General features: G+C 57.7%; 22 protein-coding genes. 16 read left to right on the top strand and 6 right to left on the bottom strand.

The genetic code is table 11. The features are described from left to right. The first annotated feature begins 38 nt into the window (after nt 1-38). The 9 genes from purD (at nt 39) to U2949_RS01895 (ending at nt 6,606) form a co-directional block, all read left to right on the top strand. The gene (gene purD, locus U2949_RS01935; RefSeq protein WP_022983309.1) at nt 39-1,328 is read left to right on the top strand and encodes a phosphoribosylamine--glycine ligase; all 1,290 of its coding nucleotides are present in this window, start codon (nt 39-41) and stop codon (nt 1,326-1,328) included. A 21-nt stretch (nt 1,329-1,349) separates the two neighbouring features. After that, nucleotides 1,350-2,255 (top strand): oxygen-dependent coproporphyrinogen oxidase, encoded by a 906-nt coding sequence (hemF, locus tag U2949_RS01930; RefSeq protein WP_060186928.1) that lies wholly within the window; start codon nt 1,350-1,352, stop codon nt 2,253-2,255. After that, nucleotides 2,246-2,863, top strand: coding sequence for a nicotinate (nicotinamide) nucleotide adenylyltransferase (nadD, locus tag U2949_RS01925; RefSeq protein ID WP_026483046.1), 618 nt, complete (start codon nt 2,246-2,248; stop codon nt 2,861-2,863). Before hemF ends, nadD begins: the two co-directional genes overlap by 10 nt. Nucleotides 2,864-2,871: 8 nt before the next feature. After that, the gene (gene rsfS / locus U2949_RS01920; RefSeq protein WP_009456142.1) at nt 2,872-3,276 is read left to right on the top strand and encodes a ribosome silencing factor; all 405 of its coding nucleotides are present in this window, start codon (nt 2,872-2,874) and stop codon (nt 3,274-3,276) included. Nucleotides 3,277-3,349: 73 nt separating this feature from the next. After that, the gene (rlmH, locus tag U2949_RS01915; protein ID WP_009456141.1) at nt 3,350-3,820 is read left to right on the top strand and encodes a 23S rRNA (pseudouridine(1915)-N(3))-methyltransferase RlmH; all 471 of its coding nucleotides are present in this window, start codon (nt 3,350-3,352) and stop codon (nt 3,818-3,820) included. Between the two features lie 24 nt (nt 3,821-3,844). Continuing rightward, nucleotides 3,845-4,456, top strand: a complete 612-nt coding sequence (locus U2949_RS01910) for a Maf family protein (protein WP_026483047.1) — start codon at nt 3,845-3,847, stop codon at nt 4,454-4,456. Nucleotides 4,457-4,606: 150 nt separating this feature from the next. After that, entirely contained in the window at nt 4,607-5,380 is a 774-nt protein-coding gene (gene dsbG / locus U2949_RS01905; RefSeq protein WP_026483048.1) for a thiol:disulfide interchange protein DsbG, read from the top strand. 21 nt (nt 5,381-5,401) lie between these two features. Further along, entirely contained in the window at nt 5,402-5,704 is a 303-nt protein-coding gene (locus U2949_RS01900) for a DsrE family protein (RefSeq protein ID WP_026483049.1), read from the top strand. Between the two features lie 131 nt (nt 5,705-5,835). Next, nucleotides 5,836-6,606: a MipA/OmpV family protein gene (locus U2949_RS01895; protein WP_321285844.1), complete on the top strand. Its 771-nt coding sequence runs from the start codon at nt 5,836-5,838 to the stop codon at nt 6,604-6,606. Nucleotides 6,607-6,613: 7 nt separating this feature from the next. On the opposite strand, the gene U2949_RS01890 is transcribed toward U2949_RS01895, so the two are convergent. The 6 genes from U2949_RS01890 to U2949_RS01865 all read right to left on the bottom strand — a co-directional run bounded on the left by U2949_RS01890 (nt 6,614) and on the right by U2949_RS01865 (nt 11,865). Then, complete coding sequence (locus U2949_RS01890) at nt 6,614-6,991, bottom strand: SUI1 family translation initiation factor (RefSeq protein WP_026483051.1); 378 nt, start codon at nt 6,989-6,991, stop codon at nt 6,614-6,616. A 218-nt stretch (nt 6,992-7,209) separates the two neighbouring features. Continuing rightward, nucleotides 7,210-8,664 (bottom strand): YdgA family protein, encoded by a 1,455-nt coding sequence (locus tag U2949_RS01885; protein ID WP_257722776.1) that lies wholly within the window; start codon nt 8,662-8,664, stop codon nt 7,210-7,212. 78 nt (nt 8,665-8,742) lie between these two features. Then, nucleotides 8,743-9,618 (bottom strand): NAD(P)-dependent oxidoreductase, encoded by an 876-nt coding sequence (locus tag U2949_RS01880; RefSeq protein WP_321285840.1) that lies wholly within the window; start codon nt 9,616-9,618, stop codon nt 8,743-8,745. 117 nt (nt 9,619-9,735) lie between these two features. Continuing rightward, entirely contained in the window at nt 9,736-10,383 is a 648-nt protein-coding gene (gene maiA / locus U2949_RS01875) for a maleylacetoacetate isomerase (RefSeq protein ID WP_026483054.1), read from the bottom strand. A gap of 34 nt (nt 10,384-10,417) precedes the next feature. Next, nucleotides 10,418-11,389, bottom strand: coding sequence for a 4-hydroxy-3-methylbut-2-enyl diphosphate reductase (ispH, locus tag U2949_RS01870; protein WP_026483055.1), 972 nt, complete (start codon nt 11,387-11,389; stop codon nt 10,418-10,420). Then, nucleotides 11,389-11,865 carry an FKBP-type peptidyl-prolyl cis-trans isomerase gene (locus U2949_RS01865; protein ID WP_257722778.1) on the bottom strand — a complete coding sequence of 159 codons (477 nt, stop codon included), beginning with the start codon at nt 11,863-11,865 and terminating at the stop codon, nt 11,389-11,391. Before U2949_RS01865 ends, ispH begins: the two co-directional genes overlap by 1 nt. Nucleotides 11,866-11,914: 49 nt before the next feature. On the opposite strand from U2949_RS01865, the gene radC reads away from it, so the two are divergent. The 7 genes from radC to U2949_RS01830 all read left to right on the top strand — a co-directional run bounded on the left by radC (nt 11,915) and on the right by U2949_RS01830 (nt 18,774). Beyond that, nucleotides 11,915-12,586: a RadC family protein gene (gene radC, locus U2949_RS01860; protein ID WP_022983307.1), complete on the top strand. Its 672-nt coding sequence runs from the start codon at nt 11,915-11,917 to the stop codon at nt 12,584-12,586. A gap of 93 nt (nt 12,587-12,679) precedes the next feature. Beyond that, nucleotides 12,680-13,522, top strand: coding sequence for a MurR/RpiR family transcriptional regulator (locus tag U2949_RS01855; RefSeq protein ID WP_257722779.1), 843 nt, complete (start codon nt 12,680-12,682; stop codon nt 13,520-13,522). A 270-nt stretch (nt 13,523-13,792) separates the two neighbouring features. Beyond that, on the top strand, nt 13,793-15,211 hold the full coding sequence (locus U2949_RS01850; RefSeq protein ID WP_026483058.1) for an MFS transporter: 1,419 nt from the start codon (nt 13,793-13,795) through the stop codon (nt 15,209-15,211). Between the two features lie 38 nt (nt 15,212-15,249). Further along, nucleotides 15,250-15,927 carry an aspartate/glutamate racemase family protein gene (locus U2949_RS01845; RefSeq protein WP_257722780.1) on the top strand — a complete coding sequence of 226 codons (678 nt, stop codon included), beginning with the start codon at nt 15,250-15,252 and terminating at the stop codon, nt 15,925-15,927. A gap of 50 nt (nt 15,928-15,977) precedes the next feature. Then, nucleotides 15,978-16,259 carry an MFS transporter gene (locus tag U2949_RS01840; protein WP_026483060.1) on the top strand — a complete coding sequence of 94 codons (282 nt, stop codon included), beginning with the start codon at nt 15,978-15,980 and terminating at the stop codon, nt 16,257-16,259. A gap of 352 nt (nt 16,260-16,611) precedes the next feature. Then, the gene (locus tag U2949_RS01835) at nt 16,612-16,878 is read left to right on the top strand and encodes a type B 50S ribosomal protein L31 (protein WP_009456467.1); all 267 of its coding nucleotides are present in this window, start codon (nt 16,612-16,614) and stop codon (nt 16,876-16,878) included. Nucleotides 16,879-17,013: 135 nt separating this feature from the next. Next, a complete protein-coding gene (locus U2949_RS01830; protein WP_257722781.1) occupies nt 17,014-18,774 on the top strand; it encodes an ArnT family glycosyltransferase in 1,761 nt (586 codons plus the stop codon). The last annotated feature ends 5 nt before the right edge of the window (nt 18,775-18,779 follow it).

Raw genomic sequence — 18,779 nt, 5'->3', positions numbered from 1 at the left:
GAAAACTCCTCTTTACGGGCCCTGCCCGACTCATCACTATGAAGCTACTTGTTGTCGGCAGCGGCGGCCGTGAACACGCCTTGGCATGGCGCCTGGCCCAATCTGCACGTGTGCAGACTGTCTACGTTGCCCCGGGCAATGGCGGTACCGCGCGTGCCGAACGTATTGAAAACCTGGCCATCACCGATATCCAGGAACTGATTGCCTTTGTGAAGCAAGAAAAAATTGCCTTCACCGTCGTCGGCCCGGAAGCTCCGCTGGCCGCAGGCATTGTGGACGCCTTCCGTGCGGCCGGTCTGAAAATCTTTGGTCCCACCCAGGCTGCCGCGCAGTTGGAAAGCTCCAAGGACTACGCCAAAGCCTTCATGGTGCGCCACAACATCCCGACGGCAGCCTACGCAACCTTTACCGATCCGGACGCCGCCAAGGATTACATCCGTCAGCAAGGCGCTCCCATTGTGGTCAAGGCCGATGGCCTGGCCGCTGGCAAGGGCGTGATTGTGGCCACCACGCTGGAAGAAGCATTGGGCGCCATTGACGACATTCTGGGCGATGGCCGCTTTGGTGCCGCCGGTGCCCGCGTGGTCGTGGAAGAATGCCTGACCGGCGAAGAAGCCAGCTTCATCGTGATGTGCGACGGCAAGAATGTACTGCCCATGGCTACCAGCCAGGACCACAAACGCCTGAAAGACGGCGATCAGGGTCCGAACACGGGCGGCATGGGTGCTTACTCCCCCGCCCCTATCGTCAGCCCCACGCTGCATAACCGCATCATGCGCGAAGTCATTCACCCCACCATGCAAGGCATGGCCAAGGAAGGCTTGCCCTACTCCGGCTTTCTGTACGCTGGCGTGATGATTGACGATGGCCCGGATGCCACCCGCCCCATCAAGGTGCTGGAATTCAACTGCCGCATGGGCGACCCTGAAACCCAGCCCATCATGATGCGCATCAAGAGCGATCTGACCGAAACCTTCGAACTGGCTCTGGCTGGCAAGCTGGACGAGGCCACCATCGAATGGGATCGTCGTACCGCCATTGGCGTGGTACTGGCCGCGGCCAATTACCCCGAAGAGCCTCGTACTGGTGATGCCATCACGCAATTTGCGAAAGACACCGACGAGTGCATCACCTTCCATGCAGGCACGCAGATGAAAGACGGCACCGTGGTCACCACGGGTGGTCGTGTATTGTGTGTCACCGCCATGGCCGACTCCATCCGTCGCGCTCAGGAAGCCGCTTACGAGGCCATTTCCCAAACGCATTTCGACGGCAAGCAATTTCGCACCGATATCGGCTGGCGCGCTCTGCCCAGCAGTGAATCCTGATTGTCGCAGCAAGGTCTTTTCATGTCTTTACCCATTGATACCGTCCAGGCTTATTTCCGTCAGTTGCAAAGCCACATCGTGGACACTCTTGAGCAGCTGGATGGCACGCCTTTCGAGTCGGACCAGTGGGATCGTCCAGAAGGCGGTGGCGGTCTGTCCCGCCTGCTGGAGAACGGCCCTGTTTTTGAACGGGCTGCCGTTCTGTTCAGCCATGTCAAAGGCCACACCCTGCCTCCGTCGGCCAGCGCCCACCGCCCCGAACTGGCTGGACGCCCCTGGGAGGCCATGGGTGTTTCGCTGGTGATTCACCCGCGCAATCCCTTTGTACCCACCACGCACATGAATGTGCGCATGTTTGTGGCCCAGGCCCAGACAGCGGATCAAGAGGATGTGTTCTGGTTTGGTGGCGGTCTGGACTTGACGCCCTATTACCTGCACGAGGACGATGCCCGCCATTTCCATCAGGTGTGCCACGATGCTCTGGCCCCACACGGTGCGGATTACTACCCGCGCTACAAGCGCTGGTGCGACGAATATTTTTACCTGAAGCACCGCAACGAAACCCGTGGCATTGGTGGCATTTTCTACGACGACCTGAACGAGCCCGGCTTTGAAGCCAGCTTTGCCCTGACCCGCTCCGTGGGCAATTCCTTTACCGATGCCTACGCGCCTATCGTGCGTGCCCGCATGGATCAGGAATACACCCAGGCGCATCGAGACTTTCAGGCCATTCGTCGCGGCCGCTATGTCGAATTCAATCTGGTCTTTGACCGTGGCACCCTGTTTGGCCTGCAATCGGGTGGGCGTACGGAATCCATCCTGTTATCCATGCCGCCCCAGGCGAACTGGCGCTACAACTGGTCGCCCGAACCCGGCACGCCAGAAGCGGCCTTGGCGCAATACCTGGTGCCTCGCGAATGGATTTAAAGCGTGTCGGGCTCCTGGGTGGCAGTTTCGACCCCATCCATAAAGCTCATGTGGCGCTGGCGCTTGCCGCGTTCAAGCAACTGCAGCTGGACCAGGTTCAGTTGCTGCCCGCTGCCCAGCCCTGGCAACGCGACGCCTTGGGTGCCAGTACCCAGGATCGTCTGGCCATGGCCGAGCTGGCCGCCCAAAGCCATCCGGGCTTGCAGGTCAACCCCGTAGAGATCGAGCGCGGTGGCCCAACCTACACTATCGACACGGTGCGCAGCTTGCCCGCCGGGTCGCGCTACTACTGGATTTTAGGCAGCGACCAACTGCATAATTTTTGCAGTTGGAACGACTGGCAAGAAATTCTTGAATACGTCGAACTGGCTGTTGCCCAGCGCCCCGGCAGTCCTTTGGAGACGCCCGTCGCCTTGCAGCAGGAACTGAGTCGACTTCAGCGCCGTTTGCATCAGATTGACTTTCTGCCCATGGACATCTCGGCCACCCAGATTCGGGAGCGAGTGCAGCGCGGTGACAACATCACCGCCCTGGTCCCGGAAGAAGTCGCTCAATACATTGACAAAAAACGGCTCTATCTTTCCCACCCACAGGCGCGCCCTGTATAGTTCTTTTTATGAATATAGAAACACTTCAACGACTCGTCATCGATGCCCTCGAGGACGTCAAAGCTCAAGACATCAAGGTCTTCAGCACTACCCACATGACCGGCCTGTTCGATCGTGTGGTCATTGCCAGTGGTACTTCCAACCGGCAAACCCGCGCTCTGGCCCAGAGCGTGTTTGACAAGGCACGCCAAAACAAGGTCGAAGTCCTGGCCCATGAAGGCGAGGACACCGGCGAATGGGTGTTGCTGGATTTGGGTGACATCGTGGTGCATTGCATGCAGCCGGCCATCCGCCAGTACTACAACCTGGAAGAACTTTGGGGCGAGCGCCCTGTCGAAGTGGAACTGCTGCCGCAATCGCGCCAGGTTCCACCGGCTGGCTTTTTTGCCAGCGCCGACGAAGACGAAGACTAAACCCTTCCTCTGTCCTGTCGGCAATACCCGGGCCGCAGCTTACGATGCGGCCTTTTTTCTTTTACGACATTCCATGAAACTCATTGTCATCGCGGTAGGTCAGCGCATGCCCGACTGGGTGGAACAAGGCTGGCAGGAATATGCTCGCCGCATGCCCCAGGACTGCGCCATAGAACTGCGCGAAATCAAGGCCGAACCCCGTACCAGCGGCAAGACGCCTGCCCAGATGATGCAGGCCGAGGCCAAACGCATTGAAGCGGCCATTCCCGCCCAGGCGATGCGCATCGCCCTGGACGAACGCGGCAAGGATCTGACCACCGTCAAGCTGGCTCAGGAGCTGGAGCGCTGGCGCAGCAGCGGTCAGGATATTGCCATTCTGGTCGGTGGCCCGGACGGACTGGATGCGGCACTCAAGCAAAGCTGCCACGGCATGTTGCGTCTGTCCTCCCTGACCCTGCCTCACCCCTTGGTACGTATCTTTCTGGCCGAGCAACTGTACCGCGCCTGGTCCGTCATGACCGGGCATCCTTACCACCGCGCCTGAACCTTCTTTTAGTCCTGGTTTCTTATGCCTTTTCAGCCCATCTATCTGGCCTCAGCCAGTCCACGTCGCCACGATCTGCTCAACAGCATCCAGATCACTCATGAAGTCCTGCATGTGCCCAGCCCTCCGGGCGAGGATGAACCGCGTCTGGAACAGGAAGCGGTGCTGGATTATGTCCGTCGCACGGCTCGCGACAAGCTGCTGCGCGCCCTGGAATGGCGAGCACAGGACAGCAGTCTGGATCAGGAGCGCGCTATTTTGAGTGCCGACACTACGGTCTGCATGGACGAGACCATATTTGGCAAACCTGCTGATCTGGCCGATGCCGCACGCATCTTGCGCGAGCTCTCGGGCCGCCGTCACAAAGTGATGACCGCCTTGTCCCTGGGCGTAGGTGGTGTGGAGTTTGAAAGTATCAGCATCAGCGAAGTCAGCTTCAAAACGCTGAACGAACAAGAAATTGCGGAATACTGCGCCAGCGGCGAGCCTATGGGCAAAGCCGGAGCCTATGGCATTCAAGGCCTGGGCGGTGCCTTTATCAGCCACTTGAGTGGCAGCTATACCGGCGTAATGGGCTTGCCCGTTCACGAAACCTACCGCTTGCTGGAATTGGCCAATCTGAAGATCCGCGCTTAAAGATCGGCCAACGCAGAGAAACAGCCTGATCAGAACAGGAATGGGGAACTATCCGAACCCGGCCTAGTCCCATTCTTTTATTCCATTTGGATCTTAGTATATATTTTCTAGATATATACATTCACCGACTGTTTTGCAGGATGAACCACCATGCCGCTTTCCTCTTTTTCGATCCGTCTTGCCTTGGCCGGTTTGCTGTGCGCCAGCACCGTCGTCCAAGCCGCCGACCGCCCCGCTGCCCTGAAGGCCCTGGAAGAACAAGGGCTTTCCATTGTGGGCGAATTTGATGCTCCCGGTGGCCTGAAAGCCTGGGGTGCGTATAGCGGGAATCGCGCATTGGCCATCTATAACCTGCCCGACGGGCAGCACATGATGGTGGGCACCATGATCGATGCCAAGGGTGAAGAGGTACGCCCGGCCGGTCTGGACGAACTGGTGCAACCCGCCATTGCCAAGGACATGCTGGGCAAGCTGGAAAGATCCCGCTGGATCAAGGATGGCGAGGACAAGGCGCCACGCGTGGTCTACGTTTTTACCGACCCGAATTGCCCTTACTGCATGCAGTTCTGGCAAATGGCTCGCCCCTGGGTTGAGTCCGGCAAAGTACAGCTGCGCCACATCATGGTGGGCATTCTGGCTCCCAGCAGCAGCCTGAAATCGGCTGCCATCCTGGCCGCCAAAGACCCCACCAAGGCCTTGAACGAACACTCTTTGGCCATGCTGAAAGATCGCAGTGCCGGTGTGAAAGGCCTGGACAGTGTGCCCAGTGATATTGAAGCCGATCTGACCCGCAATGAAGATCTGATGATGGGCTGGGATTTGCGTGCCACCCCCGCCATGGTCTGGCAGGATGAGCAAGGTCGTATTCAAATGCAGACCGGCGCTTCACCCGACATTGCCGAACGCGTTTTTGGCCCACGCTAATTTCAAGCAGGACGTTTATTCATGAGCACTCGTGTTCTCTTGCATGCCCCCACCGCCGATGCCCTGGAGCGTGCCCGCAGCAATGGGCGCAACTTGCTCAAGGACATACCGGATGCCCAGATTCGCATCATCGCCAATGCGCAGGCCGTTAAAGCCTGCGTAGAAGGCGCGGAACACGATTGCGACGCCTACACCTACCTGTGCCCCAACACACTGCGCAATCAGTCCCTCAGTGCGCCAGAACGCTTCCAAATCCTGGAGCAAGGGGCCATCACCACCCTGGTGAAACTACAGGCAGAAAACTGGATTTACATTCGGGCCTGATGGGGTGTAGGGCCAGAACAACAGACCATACTGGCCGGTCATGATTCTGCCTGCCCCCGCCCAAACCTTGATACGATAGCTAGGCTCGCGACATGCGGGCCTGTTTTTACCCGTATCACAAGGAATCTGTCATGCCCACCCTCGTCCGTTCTGCTCTGCGTCCCTGCCTTTTACTGGCTTTATGTGCTTTAGGAACCAGCCAGGCACTTGCACAGCAAACTACGGTGGGTGTCGGTGTTGGTTTTGCCCCCAAGTACGAAGGGGCTGACAGCTACGACGGCCGTTTCTACCCTCTGCTCTCGCACCGTAACGGCCACTTTTTCCTGGCCCCAAAAGCAGGCATGCCTGCCATCGGTCTGCAAACCAATCTGACAGACAACTGGACTATCGGTACTTACGCCGCTCTGGCCCGTGCCCGTAAATCCGGTGATGCCGACCGCCTGTACGGAACTGACGATATTGATCGTCACGGCAATCTGGGTGTATTTACCGCCTACCAACTGGGCAATGCCAAGATTGAAGGCAGCTACTATCAGGCACTGAAAAGCGGTTATGGCGCCACGGCCGTTCTGGATTTGAGCTACCGCCTCTGGAACGATCAGGACAGCAGCTTCTCGCTGGGTGCCGAATTGAAATGGTCCAACGAAAAAGCCATGCGCACCTACTTTGGCGTGAAGTCGCATGAAGCTGCTGGCAGCAATGGACAACTGCGCACCTACCGCCCTGACGCTGGTTTGCGCTCTTATGCCTTGTATGGCCAATACACCCACAAGATCAGCGAAAGCTGGTCCCTGCAAGGCCTGCTGGGCGTGAACACCTTGGGTGAAAAAGCCAAAGACAGCCCGCTGGTCGAGAAGAAAAGCAGCATCTTTGGTGGCGTAGGCTTGGGCTACAGCTTCTAAATTCCTGTCAGGGTCTGCCGACCCGTTTGACCGTCAAGCCGTTGTGTTCCAGGCGTGCCTGCACAACGGCTCGATGATCGCCCTGAATCTCCAGCGTTCCCTCTTTCAGCGTCCCGCCCGCTCCACAGGCGTTCTTCAGTTCCTTGACCAGCGCCTTGAGCTGCTCCTCGGGCATCACCAGGCCCGTTACCACGGTCACTCCCTTCCCTTTTCGCCCCTTGGTTTCCAGACTCAAACGCACCGGCCCCTGAGCCCGAGACAGGCTTTGCTCGCGCCGATTTTCCTCGCAACGACATTGCTTTTGTGGCTGCCCGCAATCAGGACACATACGCCCTTGTTCCGTGCTGTACACCAGCCGAGACAGCTGATCCGATAAGCTGGCCATAAAATCTGGCTCCCTTTGCTGATTAAATAAAAAAGGCCCCCACGCTGCGCCTTCGGCTTGCTGCCCCCAAAGGGGGCGTTTTTACCTTGGGACGGCCCGGCGGTAAAACAGGCCCCCACGCTGCACCTTCGGCTTGCGCTCCACCCTGGGACGGCCCGGCAGTAAAAAAAAGCCCACCGAACTTCGGTGGGCTTTACGCTGGACCAGGCCCAGACGAATTACATCATGCCCATCAGAACCAGACCAAGCAATTGCTCGGAAGTGAAACGCTGGCCGTTGATGTCGAACACGCGATCCTTGCCGTCGTACTTGATGGCCGTGGAAATGCCGTTCTCGTCATTCTTGACCATATTGGACTCGGCGTAAGGAGCCACAGCAGCGTCCAGAATCATGTCCAGCATGGCAGCATTGCCTTCTTCAGGCGACAGGCCTTCCGCCTTGTCCATATCGGCAGCCAGACCACGCAGCATGGGTTTGGAGATCAGGAGATCCAGCTGAGCAGCAGGAATGGCTTCGACCCACATCTCGGGGCTGGTTTGCAGCTCTTGCAACGTCGCATCAGGCTTTTGGAAATCCACACGCAACGTGGCCTTGGACTCGCCAGCGGCCGTGTACCAACGCAGAGGCTCAACACGCAGCACAGGCTTGTGCTCCAGTGCTTGCAAAACCAGTTCCATCATCTTCTGAGCCGTTGGGCCATCTACCGAATCCATATCGTTTTGCAGATTGGAATCGGAAATCAGCTTGGACAGGGCGGAGATTGCAGGTGCGTAAACGCGGTCAAAGTTCATCGACAGTTCAACCGAACCCAGCTTGACCTTGTCTTCAAACACCAGATCAGTCAGCGCGTAAACAACCTTGGTATCACTGACGGAGTCTTTGGTGACCGCATCGGAATTGATGGCGATCTGCTTGAAGGTAATGCCATCGGTCTCGGCAGATTGCATCTTGACGTCATCAACGCTCAGCTTGCCGACCTGGGTGCCGCTGACATTGATGTCACCGTCTTGCTTGAAGTCCACCACGAAGTTGGAGGCTTCCAGCTTCAAGGGATCTGCGCTGATATCATCAACAAACAGCTTGGGGAAGCTGCCGGTCACAACAATATCTTTGCTCTTGCCACCGGCTTTGGTGCGCAATTGACCGCCGCTGAAGTCCACTTTGACTTCGTCGCCTTGGTGCTTGATGGCTTCAAAATGCACATTGGAGTCCACGGCACCGTCAAAACCAACCAGGCTGTCAGCCCACAAAGGGGTCTTGTCGCCCGTCAGCTTGTACCAGCCTTCGGTGTCTTTGGTCTTGACCAGAGTGCTGTGCGACAAGGCTGCAACAGGGGTGAAGTTACCCAGAGCCATTGCCGACACAGGCAGCGGGCCATGGCTGATCTTGTCATCAAAAGTCAGCTCCAGAGGCTTCTCTTCAGCGTCGGAAGGCTTGATGGTGATGGTGTAACGAGCAGTAGAGGAAAATACGCCACGCTGGTAGTCCACCACGTTCATGACGACCGACTCGCTCATACCCATTTGCTGCATCTGCTCGGCAGCCAGGGTGTTGAACTGGGCCACTTTCTCACCCACCAGCGCTTCAGTTTTCTTACCGGTGTACCAGGTCGAACCGCCGTATGCGGCCGCTAACACGACAACCAGTGTGACCAGCCCTGTACTTTTCTTCATGACTTCCCTTTTGTAGACCTACAGTCCCAACTTCAAATAGCCGACATAATACCGAAACTAAGTTTGACTGATGGTAGTTTATTCCCCGTAATTGTAACTATTCACATGCGTAATGCGAGCGACATCGTCTGCGCCCAAGCCCAAACGATGGGCCGCACGATAGGTTTGCTGGGCCGCATGAGCCACCGGCATGCTGGTGTGACTGACACTGGCCAGCTCCGCCACGGTATTCAAATCCTTCAACATGGTATCGACCGAGGCTTTTACTTGATTGTCGGACGTAGTCATGCGCGGCACGAACAATTGCAGCAAAACCGAATCGGCCCAACCGCCCCCCAGGGCCTCACTGATTTTGGAGGCGTCCACGCCATTGTCATTGGCCAGGCTCAAGGCCTCGGCGATAGCGGTCAAGGTAGTGGCCACAATGGTCTGATTGCATAACTTTGTTACTTGGCCGGCCCCTACCGCCCCCATCAAGGTGACGCGCTGCGAATACGCGGCCAGCACCGGACGAACACGATCCAGCTGCGCCGCCTGCCCGCCCACCATGATGGCCAGCGTGCCTTGTTCTGCTCCGCCCACACCGCCGGATACCGGAGCATCCAGCCAATGAGCCCCGCAACGTTGCTGCAATTGGGCAGCCATCTCGCGTGTGGCCTGGGGAGGAATCGAGGAATGGTCCACCACAATCCGCAAGGCTCCCTGTACCGACGCCAAACCCTGCTCGCCCAGGACCGTGTCGTGCACCGCCTGTGCATCGAAGACACACAGGAACACGGCTTCGCACTGCTCGGCCATTTGCGCCGGGGTATCGCACCAGTGGGCACCGGCTTCGATCAGGGCTTGCCCCTTGTCTTTGGAACGATTCCAGATACGAACCTGATGACCGGCATTCAACAAGCGGCGCACCATAGGCTGACCCATACGGCCCAAACCACAAAAACCAATATTCATGTCTCGTCCTTTACGCCCCCAACATCATCCAGCCAATTGAAGCGGGGCAAGAAAAACCCGCCTGTCAGGCGGGTGAAGTCTGGTCGGCCCAACAAGGGACCGCCCTTATGCTGATACTCAAGCCGCGTCGGGCTGGCGGTCGGGGGCTGCTTCCTGAAAGGCGGACAGCTCCAGACATTTTTCCTCTACAGCCAAGAGGCGTGAAAATGTGCTGAGATCAATGTCAAAACGACGGGCGTTGAACATTTGAGGAATCAGGCAGATTTCGGCAAGACCTGGAGTATCACCAAAAATAAAGTCATGATCCTTTTTGCCATGGCGCTGCACCAAGGCTTCCAGGCCTTCCAACCCTACGCTGACCCAATGGCGATACCATTGATTGCGAGCATCTTCCTGGGCGTGCAGTTCGTTTTTCAAATACTGCAACACGCGCAGATTATTCAGCGGATGAATATCGCAAGCCACGGTTTGGGCCATGGAACGTGCCCAAGCCCGCTCTGCCGACGCTTTGGGCAACAAAGGCAGTTCAGGATAGCGTTCGTCCAGATATTCCAGGATGGCCAGGGATTGCGTGATGATCAGACCGTCATCATCCAAAGCAGGCAGCAACTGCACAGGATTGATCTGCACATAATCGGGCCGATGCTGCTGACCACCATCCTTGAGCAGGTGTACAGGCTTGATCTGATAGTCCAGACCCTTGAGGTTCAGACCAATCCGCACTCGGTAAGCGGCGGAACTGCGAAAGTAGCTATACAGAATCATCTTGTCTCCTGTCCACCCTGCAAAAATCGTTTTTTTATTTGTTCAGGCTTTCAATCTTGCGCGACAGCTCTCGGGGCAGCGGGAAGGCAATGTTTTCTTCCACACCATCCAGGGCCCGCACTTTGCCTACGCCCAGTTCCTGCAAGCGCTGAATCACCTGATTCACCAGAACTTCCGGAGCAGAAGCGCCGGCCGTCACACCCACGCGCTTTTTACCGACCAGCCAGGCCGGATCAATCATTTCCGGCTTATCCAGCAGATAGGCTTCAGCCCCCTTGCGTTCGGCGACTTCGCGCAAACGATTGGAGTTGGAGCTATTGGTACTGCCCACCACCAGGACCAGATCACACTGTGGAGCCATGATCTTGACCGCATCCTGACGGTTCTGTGTGGCATAACAGATATCGCTTTTCTTGGGTTCCACAATATTGGGGAAGCGTTCACGCAAGGCCTGGGCCACAACTGCCGCATCATCCACGGACAAGGTGGTTTGCGTCACAAAGGCCAGCTTGTCGGGATCAGCCACTTTCAGGTTAGCGACGTCCTCGGGCGTTTCCACCAGGTACATGCCGCCGTCAGCTTGCCCCAGCGTACCCTCGACTTCAGGGTGTCCGACGTGACCAATCATGATGATCTCCCGGCCTTCGGCGCGCATGCGAGAGACCTCGATATGCACTTTGGTCACCAGCGGGCAGGTGGCATCAAAGACTTTCAGACCACGCTTTTCGGCATCGTCACGCACCTGACGCGATACGCCGTGAGCCGAAAAAATAACGATCGCACCCGCGGGAGCCTCGTCCAGCTCTTTAATAAAGATCGCCCCTTTATTGCGCAGGTCTTCCACCACGTAACGGTTATGGACGATTTCATGGCGCACGTAGATTGGTGCACCGTGCAATTCCAATGCGCGTTCGACGATATCAATCGCGCGATCGACCCCAGCACAGAATCCACGGGGCTGGGCCAGAACAACCTCAGCGTTCTGAACGGGAGTAGCTTGACTCATTACAGAATCCCCAAAATATGAACATCCAGGCGCAAAGCCACACCGGCCAAAGGATGATTGAAATCGAACAAGGCAGTCTTGTCGTCGATTTCCTTGAGCACGCCCGAATAGCGACTGCCATTAGGGGCGGCAAACTCCACCATATCACCGGGCACGAATTCCGCGCCTTCGGCGGCGTTGCTGGCCAGCATTTCGCGAGTGATGCGCTGCAAGAGGTCCGGATTACGGGCGCCGTATGCATCCTCGGGAGCAATGTCGAGCTGAAAGCGCTCGTCTTCACGGTGACCCAGCAGTTTCTCTTCCATACCGGGGGCCCACTGACCATTGCCCAGTTGCAAGGTCGCCGGGCGGCCCGTAAAGGTATCCGCAAATACAGAGCCTGCCGCCGGGCCACTGGCCAGCTCTATACGATAGTGCAAAGTCAGGTAGGAATCCTGACGGACAATTCCAAGCTCGGAACTAGCAGAGTTACTCACGATCGCTCACTATAGAAAATCATTCAATTACCGCATTTTAGCGTTTCTTATGGCCACATCCACTTTACGCCGCCAAGGGCCCCGTGAGCGCATGTTGGCGCACGGTCCTGCCTGTCTGAGCACCCCGGAACTGCTGGGTATTGTCCTGCGCACCGGTACACGCGGGCGCAATGCTGTCGAGCTGGGCCAGATGTTGCTGGACCATTTTAACGGACTCAAAGGATTATTATCGGCTGATGCATCTGCCCTGCGCCAACTGGACGGAATCGGGCCGGCCAAATGTGCGGAACTGTTGGTTATCCGGGAACTGCAACGCCGCTGCGCCCTGGAATCACTTACGGACTTGCCGGTGCTGAACCAGGCGGACAAGGTGCGCGAATATTGTCTGGCCCATATTGGACATTTACCCGTGGAGCATTGCCTGGCCCTGTTTCTGGACAATCAGCTGCGACTGATCTGCGCCGAGGAGATCAGCCGGGGCACAGTCAACCAGGCTTCAGTCTACCCACGGGAGATTTTGCGCGCCGCCCTGCGTCACCACAGCTGCGCCATTATTCTGGCGCACAATCACCCTTCCGGTGCCGCCTATCCCAGCGCCTCCGATATCCGGCTGACCCGTCACATTCGCCAGGCACTGGCTTTGGTCGATATACGCTTGCTGGACCACATTATTGTCACGCCCAGCCAGACTGTCTCCATGGCCGAGCGCGGAGATCTGTAGACGATTCAGGGCGATGAATGCCACCTTATTTTTGATACAGTTCCATGAGCTTCCCCGTAAAATCCAGAACACACTACAAGAGTACGGAGCGCCATGTCTGATCCCGCCGTCAAGTCCTTTGTTGGACGCGTACGTGACATTCTTCACGATCTATCCCCATCAGAGCGACGTCTGGCGGAATTTGCCCTGGACTTTCCGGGCGACCTGGCCGGCTACACCGCCTCGGAGCTGGCCTCCCTGGCCAATGTGTCCAATGCGACGGTCACCCGCTTTATTCGACGCCTGGGCTACAGCAATTACGAGGCCGCCCGCAAACAAGTGCGCTCCGAAAAGAAAGCAGGTTCACCCCTGTTGCTGGCAGCCACTGAAACAGAAGCCGAACGCTCGCTGGCCACACACTTGCAGCAAAGTCAGAACAACCTGGCCGCTACCTATAGACGCATCCCCGACTCGTTGCTGAAAGAAATCGCCCAGGCCATTCTGGGTGCGCGCAAAGTATGGGTTCTGGGGTTTCGATCCAGCCATGCCCTGGCCAATTACTTTCGCTGGCAGTTGCTGCAAATTGTCCCCGAGGCTCAACTGATTCCCGGCCCTGGCGAGACCATGGGGGAACATCTGGCAGGCATACACGCTGACGATGTCGTGGTGATTTTCGCCCTGCGTCGCCGGGTGCGCAATATGGAGCAGCTGATTGGTCAGATGGCGCAGCTGAACCCGAATGTGCTGCACATCACTGACCAGCTCAGCCCGGAGAAAAGCGCCTGTCGCTGGACTTTGCGCTGTGATGTCCAGTCACCCGGTGTGCTGGATAACCACGTGGCGGTGGTCGGGCTGTGCCATCTGATCCTGAGCCAGGTGATGGATCAGGCCGGACCTGCCGGGCGTCGTCATCTAGGCTTGGTGGAGGCTTTCCACGACAGCTTTCTGGAGCTGTAGACCGCTACTCTCGTATTACAGGCCCATATCAGGCACTCCGTAGACAAGCCAGCTCAGGGGTTTCATGGCTGGATTCAGATAAGGATCATACGCAAACGGCGATGATCCTTTTTTTATTAAAAATCCTTGTATATCAACGCCCTGCTCCGACAATCTGTAGACACTGCAAAATCTTTCTCGTTTACCCTAGTTTTGAAAATATTTTTTCATAACCATAATGATTGAAAAAATAATGCTGGGGCCATACACGCCCTGAAACGAGGAGAAACCATGTCTAGCAAGCAGCAAACCTTGCCAGCCGATACCGGGCAGGCGCAGGCCAGTTCTACGGCCAACAATCACACGGTTCAGCAGCAACTGGAAGACTCGCTGGAAACCATAGGCGTCACCAACTCGCACCGCAAAGTGCTGGCCCTGATTTTGCTGGGCGTCCTGTTTGACGTGCTCGAGCAAAATGCCGTGGGCCTGGTCGGTCCGCTTCTTCAGGAACATTGGGGGCTGACGCCTCGCGATGTCGGGTTTCTGAACACCCTGACCTTTGCCGCTGCGGCCCTGGGGCGCTTGCTGTCCGGCTATATCGCCGACCACTACGGTCGCCGCGTCATGCTGACCATCAATCTGGCCCTGTTCACGCTGGGCGCCCTGATCTGCGCCCTGGCCCCCAGCTACTGGGTACTGGGCCTGGGTCGCATGATTGTGGGTTTTGGGCTGGGTGGCGAAATCTCGATTGCCGTCACCATGCTGGCCGAGTTCTGCTCCTCACGCTTTCGCGGCACGGCTGTCGGCACGATCAACGTCGCAGGTGGCGGTCTGGGCAATATGCTGGCCCCGGCCTTCGGCTTGCTGGTCTTCACCCTCTTTCCCGGCCCAGAAAGCTGGCGCTGGGTGTTTGGCCTGCTGGTCATGCCTGCCTTCATGGTGCTGTTCTATCGTCGCTACATTCCTGAAACGCCCCGTTTTCTGGTGTCGCAAGGGCGTATCGAGGAGGCCAATCAGGTTTTGAATATTCTTGCCTCGGGCAAGCTGGGCCGCCACGTTGCCAATCCCTATCCTTATTTGCACAGCGGCCCGCAGGCACAAAAGGCAGAGCGGGTGCGTTTGAACGAGATTTTCCAAGGCCCGCTGGCCATGCGCACCCTGGTGACCGGCATTGCCGTGTGCATGACCTATGGCGCACAGCTGACGGTTCTGACCCTGATGCCTACCCTGCTGGTGGAGCAAGGCTATTCTTTGGTGAAAAGCTATACCTTTACGATCCTGATGCAGTCGGGCAGCCTGCTGGGTGCCTTGACCGCCTCTTATCTGGGCTCCCGCGTGCCTCGCAAGCGCGTCTTCACCTACGGAGCGTTACTGGCTTGCGCCAGCGGTCTGGCCTTTGGCTTCCTGAGCTTCAATATCTACCTGGTGCTGCTATTCGGTGCAGCCTTCCAGTTCTGCGTGCTGCTGCTGAACACCACGATCTGGATTTTCTCCCCCGAGCTGTATCCCACCCGTGTCCGCGCCTTTGGCACCGCCTTCATTCTGGCACTGGGCACCTTGGCGGGCGCATTTATCCCTACGCTTAGCGGCTGGGTGCTGGAAGGCTACGGTGTAGCCGGCATGTTCACCTTGATGGCGGGCATGTACGTCACCTTTGCCGCTGTCCTGCAGTTGGCGCCCGAAACCTTTGGTCGCCCCCTGGATACCTGATTCACTTAAAAAGCCGCCTTGCTGCGGCCCTTGTATTTATGTCTCATACCGTACTGCTCATCAACCCCAATACTTCCCGTCCCACCACGGACATGATGGTGGCGCTTGCCCAGGCTTGTTTCCAGAGCCTGCAGCGCCGCGACATCCAGGTCCGGGGGCTGACCGCCCCCGAGGGACCGGGCATGTTGACCGAAATGGAAGAACTGGAGCAGGCCGCCGCCATATCCAGGCACCCGCAGGTGCTAGCCCAGGCGCAAGACGTTGACGGCGTCATCGTCGGCGCTTTTGGAGATCCCGGCCTGCAAGCCCTGACGGAGCGCTTCACGGTTCCGGTCATCGGCATCGGTCAGGCGTCCATGGTGCAGGCCGCCCGAGCCGGCACGCCTTTTGGCATTGCCACTACTACCCCCGGTCTGGAGCAATCCATTCTGGATCAGGTACAGCGCTATGGCTGGAGCGAACAGTTCTCCGGCCTGCGCCTGACCCCTACCGCCCCGCTGGATCTGGCCCAGGCTCCTGAACGTCAGAACCAGGAACTGGCCGATAGCGTCGCGGCATGTATCGAACAGGACGGTGCCCGCGCCGTCATCATCGGCGGCGGGCCACTGGCCCAAAGCGCCCAAGCGCTGCAAAGCAGGCTGGCTGTGCCGGTGATCAATCCCATCATTGCTGCCTGCGAGCTTATGGCCGAGCGCCTGCCCCCAGATCAGCCATAACACGCCGTACAACACAAGGAGACACCCCATGACAAGCAGCACCCTTGCGCATGGCCTTCATCAGCCTGATTATTGCCGTGTCCGGCACCATGGGTTGCATCCCGGTGTACTGGCAACTGCCTAACGCCGTTCTGGCAGGCTCGGCAGCAGCTATTGGCGTGGCCTTCATCAACTCGGTCGCCAACCTGGCCGGCTTTGACGCGCCCTTCATGTTGGGTGCTCTGAAAGACGCCAGCGGTAATTTCCAAAGCGGCTTGTGGATTATTGCGGCACTTGAGCTGGCGGTCGGCATCTGGATTCTGTCTTTCCGCAAGCGCAAACAAATCGACTGACGACCTTATCGACCATCAAACAAGACGTCCCGAACCCAGACAATCTCCGGGTTTCGGGACCTGACGCCCAACATCAGGCGGCTTCTTGTTGCACTTGTGCCGCGCTTTGATGGAGTTTTCTTTGAAAAGCGGCGGCTCAATGCTAAAATTTCAGGCTTCATCGGATACGTGGCAAAAAGTCTTTAGGCATTATTCAATCGGGCAGGATGTCAAAACCCAAACTCGGTTAAAAAAACAGCCCTCTAGCTTTTTAGTGCCGGTACTTACAAGACTGGAAATCTGCCCTGCGCAGCTTTATTTTTGTAAATACGTGCCTTGCTGGCGGTCCTTATTTGTCAAAACAGGAATCATCATGAAAGAAGGCATTCACCCAGAATACCGTGACGTGGTGTTTCTGGACCTGCAAACGGGCAACTCCTTTATCACCCGTTCCACTGTCCAGACTCGCGAAACCACCGAAAAAGACGGTCAGACTTACCCGCTGTTCAAGTGTGACGTGACGTCCGAGTCGCACCCCTTCTACACGGGCGCTCAAACCCGTATCGTGGAAACTGGCCGCGTTGAAAAATTCCGCGCCCGTTTTGCCCGTACGGCTGGTACCGTCAAGAAAGGCGAATAAGCTCTCTTTCTCGACATACCGCGTTCAGCGCAAAAAAGGCAGCTTCGGCTGCCTTTTTTTTACCGCACATTTCCCGGCCAAGGCGCCCCCTTTGCATTAAGATAGGGCGAATCAACAGACTGTTTTACCCTAGACGTGTCATCCAGCCTCATACCCACCTCCACCCCTGCTCGCCTGACTGCTACCGCTGCCGTCAAACTTCCCCGATTCGTCCTGCTGGTCGTTGGGACTATTTACATTCTTGCGGGTCTGTTTTTCCGTGATCCCTGGAAGGCAGACGATGTCATCGGGCTTGCAACCATGCTTACCGCTTTGTCAGATCCCAGCGGTCAGGCCTTGTTGTTGCCGCAGGTGGGCGATCTGGCACATGCCCAGGACGGGCCGCTGACCACCTGGCTGGGTGCCCTGTTCATTACGCTGTTTGCGCCACTGCTCAAACTCTTTACCTCCGAGCTGAATGCCAATATTGTGGCGTCCCGACTGCCTAACCTGCTGTGGTTCGGCATGTTGGCGGCTTCGGTCTGGCACAGCGCCTACTGGCTGGCTCGACGCCCTGAGGCCCAACCGCTGCGCCTGCCCTTTGGGGGCGAGCCCTCGCCCACGGACTATGGGCGCATGATTGCCGACGCCACCTTGCTGCTGACGGTAGCCACGGTCGGCATCCTCTGGCGTATGCACGAAACCTCGGAAGTACCAGCCATCATTGCCTTCCAGGCTCTGGCTTTGTACAGTCTGGTGCGCATGTTTGACCGTCCCGCTTCCGGTGCGATCATGCTGGGCCTGTCTTTGGGCGCCTGCTTCCTGACCCGTGGCTGGCTGGGCGCTGGCCCCATCATGCTGGCCACCGTTCTGTGCTTCATTCCACGCGGCCCCTTGCGTCAGCACAGCCAATGGCTGGCCCTGAGCGCCGTGCTGACCCTGGCCATCATCATGGCCTGGTGGATTCCCGCCAAACGCGTCAGTGTGTACTGGACTGAACAGTGGCGTCTATGGCATCTAGCCGCCTGGGGCTGGGCGGGTTTCAAGGAACAACTGAATAATTTGCGTGACTTGCTGTGGTTCCTCTGGCCGACCTGGCCTTTGGCACTGCTGGCACTGTGGCAGTGGCGCAGCTGGTTCAAGGCCCCGCATATTTATGTGCCTGCCATCAGCCTGCTGGTCCCGCTGCTGAGCCTGCTGTTTATCCGCGATGCCTTCGAGCCTGAATACGCCCTTCTGGTCGTACCTTGCGCCGTCCTGGCCGCGTTTTCGCTGCCCACCTTGCGGCGTGGCGTGGTCAATACGCTGGATTGGTTTGCCATCATGTGCTTCTCGCTGACGGCAACCACGGTCTGGCTGGGGTGGATTGCGCAACAAACCGGCTGGCCACGTCAGATTTCGCACAATATCGCCCGCCAGACTCAAGGTTATGACACCTTTATCTCCTGGCCGGTCATGATTATTGCCGCGCTGGGTACGCTCGCCTGGATCGCCCTGGTACGCTGGCGCCTGTCCACCAACCCGCCAGGACTGCTGCGCGGCACGGTCTTGTCCGCAGGTGGCCTGATTACGACCTGGCTCTTGCTGGTCACCCTGTGGATGCCCTCGCTGGACTACGTTCGTAGTTACCGAGACGTCTCCGGTGAACTGTCCGCCGCCCTGCGCGAACACAGGCAGCCCGGCGAATGCCTGCGCTCCTGGGGCCTGGGTTCGGGACAACGTGCCTCCTTCCTGGTGTTTAACAACATCAAGATCAATTTCGACAACCGCTGCTCTTTGGTGCTGGAACAGTTCTCCCTGCGCGACCTGCAAGATGGCAAGGCCCCCATTCCTGACAATGCGGTCCAGCTCTGGCAAGGTAAACGCGGGCCAGATCGTCATGAGGCTTTCCGTCTGCTGCGAGTACAAGCTCAGTAAGTTTC

Origin of the sequence: Alcaligenes phenolicus (assembly GCF_032063905.1) — a bacterium.
Taxonomy (GTDB): Bacteria; Pseudomonadota; Gammaproteobacteria; order Burkholderiales; family Burkholderiaceae_B; genus Alcaligenes; species Alcaligenes phenolicus.
The sequence above is the reverse complement of the archived record's forward strand: the minus strand, read 5'-3'. Positions and strand labels throughout refer to the sequence as shown.

Bases quoted from the DNA above. Each gene is read 5' to 3' on its own strand.
- U2949_RS01885 (WP_257722776.1), bottom strand. From the start codon at position 8,664: ATGAAGAAAAGTACAGGGCTGGTCACACTGGTTGTCGTGTTAGCGGCC.
- U2949_RS01895 (WP_321285844.1), top strand. From the start codon at position 5,836: ATGCCCACCCTCGTCCGTTCTGCTCTGCGTCCCTGCCTTTTACTGGCT.
- U2949_RS01880 (WP_321285840.1), bottom strand. From the start codon at position 9,618: ATGAATATTGGTTTTTGTGGTTTGGGCCGTATGGGTCAGCCTATGGTG.
- hemF (WP_060186928.1), top strand. From the start codon at position 1,350: ATGTCTTTACCCATTGATACCGTCCAGGCTTATTTCCGTCAGTTGCAA.
- U2949_RS01910 (WP_026483047.1), top strand. From the start codon at position 3,845: ATGCCTTTTCAGCCCATCTATCTGGCCTCAGCCAGTCCACGTCGCCAC.
- U2949_RS01855 (WP_257722779.1), top strand. From the start codon at position 12,680: ATGTCTGATCCCGCCGTCAAGTCCTTTGTTGGACGCGTACGTGACATT.
- purD (WP_022983309.1), top strand. From the start codon at position 39: ATGAAGCTACTTGTTGTCGGCAGCGGCGGCCGTGAACACGCCTTGGCA.
- U2949_RS01890 (WP_026483051.1), bottom strand. From the start codon at position 6,991: ATGGCCAGCTTATCGGATCAGCTGTCTCGGCTGGTGTACAGCACGGAA.
- U2949_RS01900 (WP_026483049.1), top strand. From the start codon at position 5,402: ATGAGCACTCGTGTTCTCTTGCATGCCCCCACCGCCGATGCCCTGGAG.
- maiA (WP_026483054.1), bottom strand. From the start codon at position 10,383: ATGATTCTGTATAGCTACTTTCGCAGTTCCGCCGCTTACCGAGTGCGG.
- rlmH (WP_009456141.1), top strand. From the start codon at position 3,350: ATGAAACTCATTGTCATCGCGGTAGGTCAGCGCATGCCCGACTGGGTG.
- dsbG (WP_026483048.1), top strand. From the start codon at position 4,607: ATGCCGCTTTCCTCTTTTTCGATCCGTCTTGCCTTGGCCGGTTTGCTG.
- nadD (WP_026483046.1), top strand. From the start codon at position 2,246: ATGGATTTAAAGCGTGTCGGGCTCCTGGGTGGCAGTTTCGACCCCATC.
- U2949_RS01835 (WP_009456467.1), top strand. From the start codon at position 16,612: ATGAAAGAAGGCATTCACCCAGAATACCGTGACGTGGTGTTTCTGGAC.
- U2949_RS01840 (WP_026483060.1), top strand. From the start codon at position 15,978: ATGGCCTTCATCAGCCTGATTATTGCCGTGTCCGGCACCATGGGTTGC.
- radC (WP_022983307.1), top strand. From the start codon at position 11,915: ATGGCCACATCCACTTTACGCCGCCAAGGGCCCCGTGAGCGCATGTTG.
- U2949_RS01850 (WP_026483058.1), top strand. From the start codon at position 13,793: ATGTCTAGCAAGCAGCAAACCTTGCCAGCCGATACCGGGCAGGCGCAG.
- ispH (WP_026483055.1), bottom strand. From the start codon at position 11,389: ATGAGTCAAGCTACTCCCGTTCAGAACGCTGAGGTTGTTCTGGCCCAG.
- rsfS (WP_009456142.1), top strand. From the start codon at position 2,872: ATGAATATAGAAACACTTCAACGACTCGTCATCGATGCCCTCGAGGAC.
- U2949_RS01845 (WP_257722780.1), top strand. From the start codon at position 15,250: ATGTCTCATACCGTACTGCTCATCAACCCCAATACTTCCCGTCCCACC.